Consider the following 12,287-nt stretch of genomic DNA (forward strand, 5'->3'; position numbering starts at 1 on the left):
AGGTGAGGGGCTCGGGACGGCGCTCGGCGCTCGGCGCTCGGCGCTCGGGTCAGCGTTCGACGGCGCGCACGCCGACCGACGTCGATGACGGTGTCGCCGTCACCCACACCTCGGTGCCGAGGGCGACCGGGCCGTCCGCGGTCGCGGCGTACTTGACCGGCTGACCACCCAGCCGCAGCATGACCTCGCCGTACCCGCCCGCGGGGATGGCGGTGACCACGGTCCCGGCCGACCCGACGAGCTCGCCGTGGCGCGGGGCGGCCCCGCTGCCGTCCCGGGCGAGGGCCAGGCTCAGCCGGTACGTGGACCAGCCGGCCCCCGCACCGGCCACGGCCCCGGCGGCGGCTGCCGCTCCCGGCCCGAGACCCGTGGTCCCGAGCACGATCGCCCCCGTGAAACCGAGCATCGAGACGAAGCCCGCGACCACCGGGAGCGACAGCCACCCGTCGAACAGTCCGTCCAGGGCACCGTCGAGGACACCCTCGAAGACCCCGTCGAACACCAGCGAGGCGGCCAGCAGGACGATTCCCCCGATGCCGAGACCCAGAAACAAGTCCATGAGCACCTCCCCACTCGGCCGGCATCACCGCTGGACAAGAGCATCGTGCCGGCGCACCCGGATGCCGCACATTGCCTACCTCCGGCAATCTTTACGCCCTCTTGACGCGGGGAGTGCGGAAGCGTGTCCCGGTACTGCGGGTCGGGGTCGCGGTCGGCGTCAGGGCGTCGCGTCGGGCCAGCCCAGCAGCCGTGAGCCGATCACCGCGGTCTGGAGGGTGTAACGGTCCGCCGGGTCGGCCGGGTCCGCACCGGTGAGGGCGTGGATGCGCCCGAGCCGGTACGTCAGCGCGCGCACGCTCAGCGAGAGCCGGCGGGCGGTCTCCGTGGCCACGCAGCCGCTGTCGAAGTAGGCGATGAGGGTGTCCAGCAGGGGCTTGTGGCCGCCGCGTGCCTGGTGGAGCGGGCCCAGGACACTCTCCACGAGGTCCACCATGGCCTGCCGGTCGCGGCCGAGGACCGGGTAGACGAGGAGGTCACCGGCGTGCAGCACCGGCCCCTCCAGGCCCATCCGCCCGCCGATGTCGAGGGCGTTGAGGGCCTCCTCGTACGAGTGGACGACCCCGCCGGGGCCCGGGTGGGAGCGGCCGATGGCGACCCGGCCGCCGTCCGTCGCCGCGTACGCCTGCTCGGCGAAGTAGGCCAGGACATCGGGCTGGTCGCCGGGCGCCACGCAGATCAGGCTGCCGTCCTTGGTGGCCAGCAGGATGTGCCGGTTCCCGAATCGGCCGAGGACCGCCTCCTCGATGCGGCGCGCCACGGGGTAGCCGTCCCCGTACGGTTCGGGGCCGGAGGCCACGGCCACCGCGTGGGCCTGCGACAGGCGCAGCCCGAACCGTTCGGCCCGCTGGGCCAGCAGGCCCAGCCCGCTGCGCCCGTACAACAGGTCGTCGATGAACTCGCGGCGGGCCGCCTCCTCCTGACGGACCGCCTGGCGCTGGGAGCGCTCGTACCCCTCGACGAACGCGTCCACCGCCTGTTCGACCACGGCCAGCAACGGCGCCTGCGATCGGGCCCGGACGCTCTGGGCGGCGGCCAGGTGGTCCCGTATGAGCCCGCGCAACGGCAGGCCCGTCTCGGCCGCCGACCGGCCCTCGGCGCGGCGTGACTCCAGCTCCGTCCTGGTGAGGCGACGCCCCGTGGCAGACGCCTGCCGCAGTATGTCGACGAATCCGCCGAGCCGATCCTCCGGTGTCTCCCGCTCCGCCACGCTCTTTCCCCCCGATCCCGACGCGTACCTTCACCCGCCGTCGACTCGGGACCAGGGTGACACGCGCACCGGGCGACGCCGGCACCAGGACCTGGGGCGTTGCCGCGTGCCGCGTCAGGTCCGCGCTCAGTCGCTCGCGCGCGGGGTGGCGCGTGCGAGCAGTCCGTCGACGAACGTGCGGAGTCCTTCGGGGTAGATGTCCCGTGCGGCCAGTTCGGCCCATCGGACACCGATGGCGGCCAGGTGGGGCACCTGGGCGGGGTCCAGGTCGTCCCGGTGGGCGAAGGGCCGGCCCTCCGCCGTTCGGCGGGCGGAGTGGGCGCGGACGAGGACCTCGCCGACGGTGTAGTACCAGATGCTGCGGAAGACGTCGACGCTCTGCTCGGGCGTGCACCCGTGATCGTGGGCGCCCGCCACGACGGCTTCGACCATCCACATCGCCGATTCGTCGAGGAGGCCGACGAAACCGTCGGCCGAGAGGACCTCCGTGACCCACGGCCAGGCCGCGAGGGCGTCGCGCATCGCGGTGGCGGCCATGACGATGCGCTCGCGTGGCTCATCGGGCAGCGGGGGACGCCCGATCTGCTCGATGTGGTGGTTGAGCAGCAGGAGCAGCAGGTCGTCCTTGTTGCGGATGTGGTGGTACAGGGTCGTCGCCCCGATGCCGATCTCGGCGGCCAGACGGCGGATCGTCAGCTTCTCCCAGCCGTCCTCGTCGATGAGCCGACGGGCGGTCAGCAGGATCTGAGCACGGGAGGTCAGGGGCGGTCGGCCGGTGCGGCCGTGCGGTGCGGGCGCTGGGGACATCCTCCCATCATGCCGCCCCGCCGTCCGCCGTCCCGCCACGGGTACGCATCGGATCCCGTGTTCACGGCGGCCGCTCCCGTGCTACTTTCGGAACACGTTCGGAAATCCAAAGGGCAATTCTCTTAAGGGAGTTCGCGATGAAGCGGGAGCGGTACGCACCCCCGCCCGGAGCCGATGCCACGGCGGGGCGGAGTCCGACCGGGCTGCTGCGCCCCCACTACGCGGGTTTCGCCGCCGTCGTGACCCTCCAGGTCGTCGGCGCGCTCACGGGACTGCTGCCGTTGCTGGCGGTCGTCGAGCTCGGGCGCACCTTCCTGTCCCCCGGCCCGGTCGATCACGGTCACGTGTGGAGCGTCGTCGTCGCGGGTGCGGCCGGCTTGCTCGTACGGCTGCTGTGCACGGCCGCGTCGTCGGGGATCGGGCACATCGTCGACGGCCAGGTGCAGTTCGCCTTCCGTCGGCTGCTGGCGGCGCAGCTCGGGCGGGTGCCGATCGGTTGGTTCGCCCGGCGTCGGACCGGCGAGCTGGCCAAGGTGGTGGGCGAGGACGTCGCCGCCGTGCACCCGTTCATCGCCCATGCCCCCGGTGAGCTCGTCTCCGCCTTCGTGGTGCCGCTGGTGTCGCTGGTCTACCTGTTCACCGTGAACCTGCGACTCACCCTGGTCACGCTGATCCCGGTGGTGGTGGCGGTGGCGCTGGTCCCGCTGATGATGACCCCGGCCCGGCTGCGGGAGCAGCGGGAGTTCGACGCGGGCATGGGACGGATCGCCGACTCGGTCGTCGAATTCGTGCGGGGCATCGCGGTGGTGAAGGCGTACGGCGGATCCGGGCGTGCCCACCGTCGCTTCCTGACGGCCGCCGACGATTTCGTCGACACCTTCCGACGGTGGGTGCACGGCGTCTCCCCCGTCGCCGCGGGGATGCAGCTCGTACTGTCGCCGCCGTTCGTCCTGCTCGTCGTACTGATCGGCGGTACGACGCTGATCACGAACGGCGACCTGGTCCCGGCCGACCTGCTGCCCTTCCTGCTGCTCGGGCTGGGCCTGACCGCTCCCGTAGCGGCCTTGGGCCACGGTTTCGACGAGACGCAGGCCGCGGGGCGCGCGGTCGGCCGGATCCGGGAGGTACTCGCCGTGCGCCCGCTCCCGGTGCCCCCGCACCCGGTCGCACCGCGGGGGCACCGGGTGGAACTGAGTGGTGTGCGGTTCGGCTACGAGGCCGACCGCGAGGTGCTGCGCGGGATCGACCTGGTGCTCGAACCGGGGACGGTCACCGCGATCGTCGGGCCGTCGGGCAGCGGAAAGTCCACACTGGTAAGGCTGTTGCCCCGGTTCTTCGACCCGACCCACGGCCGTATCACGATCGGCGGTGTCGATCTGCGCGAGCTCGCCGCCCGGGAGCTCTACCGGACGGTCTCCTTCGTCTTCCAGGACGTCTCCCTGCTGCGGGCCTCGGTCGCGGACAACATCGCGCTGGCGGTCCCCCACGCCGACCACGACGACGTGGTGCGCGCCGCCCGGCGCGCGCAGATCCATGACCGGATTCGCGAACTGCCGCGTGGATACGCGTCGGTGATCGGCGAGGACGCCGGGCTGTCGGGTGGCGAGGCACAGCGGATCTCGCTCGCGCGCGCCCTGCTGGCCGACACCCCGGTGCTCGTGCTCGACGAGGCGACGGCCTTCGCCGATCCGCAGACCGAGCGGGCGGTGCGCCGGGCCCTGACGGCGCCGGAGGGTGACCGGACCGTTCTGGTCATCGCCCATCGACTGGAGACGATCATGGACGCCGACATCGTGGTCATGTTGGACGACGGGGTCGTCGTCGAGCGCGGCCGACCTGCCGAACTGCTGGCACGGAACGGGAGGTTCGCCGCGTTCCGACGGGCCCACCGATCGGCGGTCCCCGACGGGAGCGACCTCCACGAAGGCGTGTCGCGAGGAGGCGAGCCCCGATGATTCGCATGCTGCTGCGCGTACTGGGCCACGAACACGCCCGGCCGGTGCGTCGCACCGTGGCCCTGATGACGGCGACCGCCCTCGTCGAGGGCGCGTCCTACGCCCTGCTGGTCCCCGTGCTGCGGGCCCTGTTCGGGAGCACGCCCGAGGACGCGTGGCCCTGGCTGACCGCGTTCGGGGCCGCGATCGCCGGCTACGCGGTGCTGCGCTACGTCAGCGACCGGTCCGGTTTCCGGGCCGGGACCACGCTGTTGCGCGGCACCTACCACCGGCTCGGCGACCATCTGGCCCGGCTGCCCATCGGCTGGTACGACGCCGGCCGCGTCGGGGAGGTGTCCGGCCTGGCCGGCCGGGGCGTCCTCCAGGCGATGAGCGTCATCGCGCACCTGCTGGCACCGTTCGTCTCCGCCGTGGTGACCCCCCTGACGATCGTCGCCGTCATGCTGGTCTTCAACTGGCAGCTGGGTCTGGCCGCGTTGGCGGCCGCACCGGTCGTCGCGGCGATCCAGATACGGACGGGACGCTCGATGGCCGCCCTGGACGCCGAGCGCCACGCACGCGACGACGAGGCCACCGCCCGCGTCATCGAATACCTCCAGGCCCAGCCGGTGCTGCGGGCGGGCGGCCGGACCGCGGAACGCTTCCAGGTGCTCGACGACTCGTTGCGGGACGTCCGACGCGCCTCCCGCCGGACCGCGCTGACGGCGCTGCCCGGTGTGGTGGGGCTGACCCTGGCGGTGCAGACGGCGTTCACCGTCGTCCTGGCCCTGGGCACCTTCCTCGCGCTCGGCGGGCACCTCGGCGCCGCGGAGCTCCTGGCGTTCCTGGTGCTGTCCGCGCGCTGCGCGGATCCGCTGCTGTCGCTGTCGGAGATCGGCGGTCGGCTGCGCGGCGCACGGCACGAGCTGGCACGGCTCGACGCGGTGCTGCGCACCGAGCCGCTGCCGGAGCCGGCCGAACCGGTCCGGCCGGTGCGCCATGACCTGGAATTCGAGTCCGTCGTCTTCCGACACGGCGCCCGGACGGTGATCGACGGCATGTCGCTGTCCGTCCCGGAGGGCCAACGGCTCGCCGTCGTCGGACCGTCGGGCGCGGGCAAGAGCACCTTGCTGCATCTGGTCGCACGGTTCTTCGACGTCGATGCCGGCGCGGTACGTGTGGGAGGTGTGGACGTGCGCGCGATGAACACGGAGGTGCTGATGGCCCGGATCGCCATCGTCTTCCAGGACGTCCACCTCTTCGACGGCACGATCGAGGAGAACGTACGCCTCGGCCGTCCCGACGCGGATGAGGCCGAGGTACGGGTGGCGGCCACCGCGGCCGGGCTGGACGAGGTGATCGAGCGGCTGCCCGACGGATGGGCGACGCCTGTCGGCGAGGGCGGCGCACGGCTGTCGGGCGGCGAACGTCAGCGCGTCTCGATCGCGCGGGCACTGCTGAAGGACGCGCCCGTCGTACTGCTGGACGAGGTGACGTCGGCGCTGGACCCGGTGAACGAGGCCGCCGTCCACGAGGGCATCGAGCGCCTGATGGCCGGCCGGACGGTGGTCATGGTCGCGCACCGTATGCGGACCGTCCGGCGCGCCGACCGCGTGGTCTTCCTGGCCGACGGCCGGATCGTGGAGGAAGGCAGCCACGACACGCTGCTCCATCGAGGCGGCCGCTACGCCGACTTCTGGAACGCCTCCCTGACCCCGGCGGCGAGCGAATGACCCGTCGTACGGCCCGGTCCGACGGGGCCGGGGCGATCCACGAGCGGGGGCGGGCCCGGGCCCGGTGCATCGGCCCCCGGGCCCGCCCCCGCTCGCGCCGCGGTCACGTCGGCGTCGGCGTCGGCTTGATCGGCTCGCTGATCGGCGCGCCGTCCACGTCGGTCATGAAGTCGCGGTGGACCGGCTTCTTGTCCTTCGGCGCGGGGAGGTTCGGGCACGCGATGCCGTCGCCGTCCCGGTCGAGTTCGTTCGGGTCGAGTGCGTCCGCTCGCAGCACCGCTTGCGCGTCGGCCTGGGCCTTGAACGCGTCGCAGTCGACCACGTGCCCCTTGTGCACGTACGGGGCGACGTCGAACGCGTGCTCCGGCGGTTCGTCGCCGGCGCAGGCGGACAGCATGATCGCCGCGATCACGCCGACCCCCGCGACAGCGGTTCGACGACCCGGTCGCAGCCGGTGAACCGGGCGCTCGTGGATGGTGCGTGACTGGTCCGACACGGCCCTACACCGATCCTGTCCGGAACACCGCGACCTTCGCGTTCGCCTGATCGACCGCGTACACCTTCGCCGTCCTGTTGTTCACGGCCAGCGCGACGAACGCTTGCGGCGTGCCGATCGGGGTTCGCGTCAGCAGCGTGCCGCCGTCGACCACCCCGAGCCCGCCCGGCGCACCGAGGATGTTCCGTTGGGCGACGAAGACCCTGTTGAAGTTGTTCAGTGTGGCGATACTCGCCCACCGTCCCCCGCTCCCGGTACGGCCCACCAAGGCGACCAGCGGCGCGACGCCCACCGCCGCGGCGTTCCTCGACCCGAGCAACGCGCAGGCGATCGACACCATCACCTCGACCGCGACGCTCACCACGGCCACCCCGTCGGCGTCGGTCGGGCTCGGCGCGTTCGCGATGCCGCCCCTGCCGGCGGGGGCGGTGATCGACAAGGTCGTGCTGCGCGTGGCGCACCAGGGCGACGACACCACCCCGGCGCCACCCTCGCCGACGGAGCCACCCTCGCCGAGGCAGCCACCCTCGCCGAGGCAGCCACCCACGACCGCGCTGACCGTCTCCGGCACCGGTACCGCCTGCGACACGAACCACGCCCTGACCGCCCATGCGGGGGCGGTCGGTGTCGACGTGGTCGACCTCGGCGCCTGCGGGGTCAGGACCGACGACCAGGTGTCCCGACTCGCCGTCGACCATACGGCGACGTTGGGCACGGGCAGTACCGGCGCCGCCGTCCGCCTCGACGGCGTCGAACTCGCGATCGTGTTCCGAGCCCCGTCCATCAGGGCCCTGTCCGGCTGCCTCACCACGGGCAGCGGTTGCGCGGTGCTGAAGTCGACCGACGACGCCGACACGCCCACCCGTCACAGCCGCCCGGTGATCAACGGCACCGTCTACGCGCCGACGGCCGCCGTCGACCTGTCGATGAGCCAGGTCCGCTCGCAGGTCGTCACCCGCGGCATCATCGCCCGGACCATCACACTCGGCACCGCCCGGCCGCCGGACACCTCCGCCCGGTGATCGGAATCCCCCCGGAGCCGGTGCTGTTCACGACCTACCCTGCCGCGATGGCGAAACCGGCGTCCGTCACCGGCCTCACGGGATTCACACCCCCGGCTCCCGGCGCGCCCGTCGACGTCACGGACGCCACCGTCCCCGGCGGCGGCCGGGCGTCCCTCACGCTCGGCGGCTACGGCCTGCCGACACCGGCCCCGACCGTTCCTCCGCGTCGACGGCGCCCTACGACCGGTCGAGGGGGCCGAGCTGACCGAGCCGGAGGTCGATCGCCTGGTGACCGGGGTGCTCGGCGAGGAACTCACGGAACGGTTCCGCCGGGAGAGGCCGATCGATTTCGCGTTCAGCTGGGGGGCGAGGGCCAGACTGCGCGGTAACGCCTTCGTGCAGCGCGGCGCGTCGGCCCTGGCCCTGCGGATCATCCCGTTCACCGTGCCGTCGCCGGAGCGACTCGGGCTCCCCCCCCCGGTCGTCGTCGGCTGGGCGGGCATGCCGCGCGGGTTGGTGCTGGTGACCGGGCCGACCGGGTCGGGGAAGTCGACCAGCCTGGCGGCGCTCCTCGACCACGTCAACACGCACCGGTCGGCGCACATCCTCACCATCGAGGACCCGATCGAGTACCTGCACCGGCACAAGCGCTCGGCGGTCAGCCAGCGCGAGATCGGCACCGACACCGACTCCTTCCCCGCCGCGTTGCGCGCGGCCCTGCGGGAGGATCCCGACGTCCTGCTCCTCGGCGAGATGCGCGACCCGGAGAGCATCTCCGCGGCCCTGACCATCGCCGAGACCGGGCACCTGGTGTTCGCGACCCTGCACACCAACGACGCGTCGCAGACGCTGGACCGGATCGTGGACGTCTTCCCTGCCGAGCAACAGCCCCAGATCCGGCTGCAATTGGCGCACACTCTGGTCGGCATCCTCAACCAGTGCCTCATCCCCCGCGGCGGCGGGGGCCGGGTGGCCGCCTTCGAGGTGCTGGTGGGCACGTCGGCGATCCGCAACCTGATCCGCGAGGGCAAGACCCGCCAGATACGCAACATGATCGCGACCGGCCACCGTGACGGCATGCGGACCCTCGAAGCCGGCATCGACGCCCTCGTCACGGCAGGCACCGTCGCCTACGAGGAGGCCGTGCTGCACACCGCCCACCCGGAGGACGTCCAGCGGCCCCGCGTCCCCGTCGGTCACCCCTGACCGTCCGACGGGGTCCGGCCGATCGGTCGAGGCGGGTCGGCCCCCGACCGGCCTCGACCGCCCCCCGAGAACGAGACAGGGGCCGCTTCAGATCTCTCTGAAGCGGCCCCTGATCTGCGACTCTTTCGAGTCGGGACGACAGGATTTGAACCTGCGACCCCTTGACCCCCAGATCGAGGGGTCGGAGGAAACTTCGCAACATATGCCTCAATCTGGGGGCGCACAGCGTGCACATACGTACCTGCCGTGCGCCCACCGACGTGGGCGCTGGTCTCCAACTGGTCCCCAAGGGGCGCCACTCGGCCCTCAGGCCCGCCTCCCGTCACGGACGGCGCCCGAGTGCTTGTCGTTGCCGGTCTTATGCACGGCGAGGCTCTGGGTTTCGCCAGCTCGGTGCTGCTGGTCCATGGGTGGTGGCAGGATGCTCGGTCATGGCAACGAGAGATGGCAGCGATGAGGCGTACGTCGTTGGGTTGTGCGAGCGGATCCTCGGGGAGAACGCCCTGACACAGCACAGGTTCGACTGGCTGCTCGGAGATCCCGGATCAGGCGGCCGACGAGTCCAACTGCCGGTCGACGCCTACTGGCCGGGCCATCAGCTGGTGGTCGAGTACCGCGAACTGCAGCACGACCAGCCGATGCCCCACTTTGACAAGCCGAACCGCCTCACCGTCAGCGGCGTCCACCGCGGCGAGCAGCGCGCCCTGTACGACGCCCGGCGCGAGGAGCAGATCCCCGCGCACGGGCTGCGCCTGGTCCTCATCCGCCCCGCCGACCTGGATGCGGACGGCCGCGGACGACTGCGCCGCAACGAAGCGGCCGACCTGGCGGCACTGAAGAAGATCCTGGCCCGCGCCAGTGACGAGGACCGGGTTACCGACACCTTCCGCACCTGGCTGCTGGCCGAAGGCTGGACACCCGTCGATCCCACGGACCGGTGGACCGACCTGGAAGCCGTACGCGGCCGGGAACGGCTGATCTGCGAAGCCAAGGGCCGCACCAGCGAGAAAGGCATCGACGCCGACATCGCCTACGGCCAACTGCTGCGCCGCATGACGAGCCAGGACCCGCACACTCGCTACGCCCTCGTCGTGCCGTCCTCCTCCCTCAAGGCCGCCGCACGCGTCCCCGCCCACGTCCGACAGCTCCTGCGCATCGACGTCTACGAGGTGACGGACGACGACAGGGTGTGCCGGCTGACCGACTGATCGATGCCGGGTACCGCGTCGGTTTCGGCTTCACCACCAAGGTGTCCTCCGAAGCCCACGCGCCGTGCGTTGCCACCTCGTTGTACGAACCGGACACCAGGCGTTGCGGCGCGAAGTTGCCGTCCAGGCCAGTGATGTCGGGATCCGCCCGTGTGCTGGAGATCGCACCCCGCCTGCCCTGCCTGGATGCGAGAATGCGGCTCTTGGCCGGAGAGTGCATTGGCTCAAAGTGGGGCACAAGCACCGACGAAGCGGGGGTCGCCATGGCGTTGGCCATGTGTCCACTGTGCAGCGACGATGAGGACATCGTGGTGGTCCGCACGTTCGACGGCGGACGTCGGCTCGTGAAGCACGGGTGCGGTTATGAATGGGAGCACAGGGAGCCCACAGTCCCGCATAGGGAGCCGCTCCGCTCCTTCCAAGACCTCAAGGCCCGTTTCCCGAACGCCGAGGATGTCGATCGCGAGCAGTTGGAACGCGTGACCCGGCTGAAGGAGCAGTACCTCGCCGTCAAACCGGACCTCGACCCTGACGTGGCGGCCTACTGGGCGAAGTACCAGCAGATCTTCTCCCCCGGCGGGCTGTGGACCTGCGACCCCAGAACCCTCAAGGACTTCGCCAACTCCGAGGTCGGAGCCCGCCCCGGCAATCAGGCCACCTTCAACTCCGCGTGGAACGACATGGGCGACACCGCGGCCGGGGAGGCGACCCGCCAGACGATCGAATACCTCCTGCACGGACCTTCCGACATGCCGCTCGAAGACCGGCTCGAGCACCTGCTGTCCGGCACCAAGCCGTTCGCCATGACCGGCTTCAAGGAAGCCCTCCTCACGAGGGTCCTCTGCGTGACGTACCCCGACCGCTTCCTGACGATCCTGAAGTACACGACCGAGGCCGGCGGCAAGCGCGAGATCGCGCGGATGGTCTACGCCTGGAGCTGCCGTCCCCCGAGTCGGTGAACTGGACCCGCGGCCGGCTCATCCTGTGGAGCAATGACCTCCTTCTCGACCTGGCCGGCGAGGGCTTCACCAACCGACAGCACGCCGCCGCGTTCCTGTGGTGGGCCAAAGATCAGCCCTGAGGGCGACTGACAGCTTGACCAGGGTTCCGTCGACCTCGGGCGCGCACGGCCTCCCCCTGGCCGCCTTCCACGCCTTCGAAGCTGGGCCGCCCTCCGCGGGGGCCATAGGTCTGCATGTCGTCGGCGTAGGTGAACGGCGAGAGCACCAGGTCACCATGATCTGGACCGTCCAGTCCGTCATCTTCCCCGAGAACACCGCCAGCCTCGCCCTCCACGCCCGGGCCGGCTTCCGGATCGTCGGCACTCGAGAGAGCATCGGTTGCCACCGGGGCCAGTGGCGGGACGTCGTCCTCGCGGAGCGCCACATCCCTGCCGTCACCTGACTGGCGCCCCTACAACTCGCTCTCGTCCTCGCCGGGCGACGGCTCCGGCAACAGTCGGCGCCCGGCCGCAGTCGGTCGGCCGAGCCGCCGAACCGGTACTGGGATCACCTCGCGCCCTCGCTTCCAGCGGGCATTTGTGCGCTCTACATGCGGGAGGCCGCGAAGCCGATGAGGACGACGGCGGTGACCACGATGCCGATCAGTCCGGCCCAGCCACCCAGCAGGGCGAGCGCCCCTACGACGGCAAGGGCGCCCAGCATGAGCGCGGTGAACGCCCGCACCGACAATCCGCGGTCATCACTGTCTTCGGCCTGCGTCTTCGTCTTTCTGGTCACCGTGCGCACAGTACCGAGTCTGGCGTGGGCGTCTCACCGCGAGGGCTCATGGCGCCGGCCGGTGCGGGTATGCGGACGGCCCGGCTCCTGATGGGGGCCGGGCCGTTCTGCGTGGGCGTCAGGCGAGTGCGAGGAAGAGCTTTTCGAGTTCTGCCTCGGTCATGGGGGCCTGACCCTGGTCGGCTTCGGTCATGCACTGGCGCATGCCGCTGGCGACGATTTTGAAGCCGGCGCGGTCCAGGGCCTTGGAGACTGCGGCAAGCTGCGTGACAACGTCCTTGCAGTCGCGGCCGGCTTCGATCATGGCGATGACGCCGGCGAGCTGTCCTTGGGCGCGGCGCAGGCGGTTGAGGACTGAGTTGACTGCGTCGTCGTCGACTTTCACCGGTTGC

At 71.5% G+C, this 12,287-nt stretch carries 14 protein-coding genes and 1 pseudogene; 8 read left to right on the forward strand and 7 right to left on the reverse strand.

Annotated elements, in window-relative coordinates; genetic code table 11:
* Positions 1-49: 49 nt before the first annotated feature.
* From ACWG52_RS06090 to ACWG52_RS06100, 3 genes are all read right to left on the reverse strand, one after another.
* On the reverse strand, positions 50-559 hold the full coding sequence (locus tag ACWG52_RS06090; protein ID WP_389810583.1) for a hypothetical protein: 510 nt from the start codon (positions 557-559) through the stop codon (positions 50-52).
* A gap of 159 nt (positions 560-718) precedes the next feature.
* Positions 719-1,768 carry a PucR family transcriptional regulator gene (locus ACWG52_RS06095; protein WP_453128064.1) on the reverse strand — a complete coding sequence of 350 codons (1,050 nt, stop codon included), beginning with the start codon at positions 1,766-1,768 and terminating at the stop codon, positions 719-721.
* 126 nt (positions 1,769-1,894) lie between these two features.
* Positions 1,895-2,575: a TetR/AcrR family transcriptional regulator gene (locus ACWG52_RS06100; protein WP_389810589.1), complete on the reverse strand. Its 681-nt coding sequence runs from the start codon at positions 2,573-2,575 to the stop codon at positions 1,895-1,897.
* Between the two features lie 137 nt (positions 2,576-2,712).
* On the opposite strand from ACWG52_RS06100, the gene ACWG52_RS06105 reads away from it, so the two are divergent.
* On the forward strand, positions 2,713-4,530 hold the full coding sequence (locus ACWG52_RS06105; RefSeq protein ID WP_453128066.1) for an ABC transporter ATP-binding protein: 1,818 nt from the start codon (positions 2,713-2,715) through the stop codon (positions 4,528-4,530).
* On the forward strand, positions 4,527-6,242 hold the full coding sequence (locus ACWG52_RS06110) for an ABC transporter ATP-binding protein (RefSeq protein WP_389810594.1): 1,716 nt from the start codon (positions 4,527-4,529) through the stop codon (positions 6,240-6,242). Before ACWG52_RS06105 ends, ACWG52_RS06110 begins: the two co-directional genes overlap by 4 nt.
* A 103-nt stretch (positions 6,243-6,345) precedes the next feature.
* On the opposite strand, the gene ACWG52_RS06115 is transcribed toward ACWG52_RS06110, so the two are convergent.
* Both ACWG52_RS06115 and ACWG52_RS06120 read right to left on the reverse strand, forming a co-directional pair.
* Positions 6,346-6,738, reverse strand: a complete 393-nt coding sequence (locus ACWG52_RS06115; RefSeq protein ID WP_389810598.1) for an excalibur calcium-binding domain-containing protein — start codon at positions 6,736-6,738, stop codon at positions 6,346-6,348.
* A gap of 4 nt (positions 6,739-6,742) precedes the next feature.
* Entirely contained in the window at positions 6,743-7,177 is a 435-nt protein-coding gene (locus tag ACWG52_RS06120; protein ID WP_389810601.1) for a hypothetical protein, read from the reverse strand.
* Between ACWG52_RS06120 and ACWG52_RS06125 the strand changes: the two genes are divergently transcribed.
* The 6 genes and pseudogenes from ACWG52_RS06125 to ACWG52_RS06150 form a co-directional block, all read left to right on the forward strand.
* Positions 7,167-7,760, forward strand: a complete 594-nt coding sequence (locus ACWG52_RS06125; protein WP_389810604.1) for a hypothetical protein — start codon at positions 7,167-7,169, stop codon at positions 7,758-7,760. The two genes, ACWG52_RS06120 and ACWG52_RS06125, sit on opposite strands and share 11 nt — an antisense overlap.
* Before the next feature lie 243 nt (positions 7,761-8,003).
* Positions 8,004-8,948, forward strand: coding sequence for a type IV pilus twitching motility protein PilT (locus tag ACWG52_RS06130; RefSeq protein ID WP_453129043.1), 945 nt, complete (start codon positions 8,004-8,006; stop codon positions 8,946-8,948).
* A gap of 431 nt (positions 8,949-9,379) precedes the next feature.
* Positions 9,380-10,156: a hypothetical protein gene (locus tag ACWG52_RS06135; RefSeq protein ID WP_371588872.1), complete on the forward strand. Its 777-nt coding sequence runs from the start codon at positions 9,380-9,382 to the stop codon at positions 10,154-10,156.
* 479 nt (positions 10,157-10,635) lie between these two features.
* Positions 10,636-11,115 carry a hypothetical protein gene (locus tag ACWG52_RS06140; RefSeq protein ID WP_453128069.1) on the forward strand — a complete coding sequence of 160 codons (480 nt, stop codon included), beginning with the start codon at positions 10,636-10,638 and terminating at the stop codon, positions 11,113-11,115.
* A complete protein-coding gene (locus ACWG52_RS06145; RefSeq protein WP_376681432.1) occupies positions 11,112-11,237 on the forward strand; it encodes a hypothetical protein in 126 nt (41 codons plus the stop codon). The genes ACWG52_RS06140 and ACWG52_RS06145 overlap by 4 nt, the downstream gene beginning before the upstream one ends.
* A 158-nt stretch (positions 11,238-11,395) precedes the next feature.
* Positions 11,396-11,560, forward strand: a pseudogene (locus tag ACWG52_RS06150) (N-acetyltransferase family protein); the annotation flags it as partial.
* A 143-nt stretch (positions 11,561-11,703) separates the two neighbouring features.
* On the opposite strand, the gene ACWG52_RS06155 reads toward ACWG52_RS06150, so the two are convergent.
* Both ACWG52_RS06155 and ACWG52_RS06160 read right to left on the reverse strand, forming a co-directional pair.
* On the reverse strand, positions 11,704-11,895 hold the full coding sequence (locus ACWG52_RS06155) for a hypothetical protein (protein ID WP_266606730.1): 192 nt from the start codon (positions 11,893-11,895) through the stop codon (positions 11,704-11,706).
* Between the two features lie 118 nt (positions 11,896-12,013).
* Positions 12,014-12,280 (reverse strand): metal-sensitive transcriptional regulator, encoded by a 267-nt coding sequence (locus ACWG52_RS06160; protein WP_266606729.1) that lies wholly within the window; start codon positions 12,278-12,280, stop codon positions 12,014-12,016.
* Positions 12,281-12,287: the final 7 nt, after the last annotated feature.

It is taken from the genome of Streptomyces sp. CLCI03, from assembly GCF_053615355.1.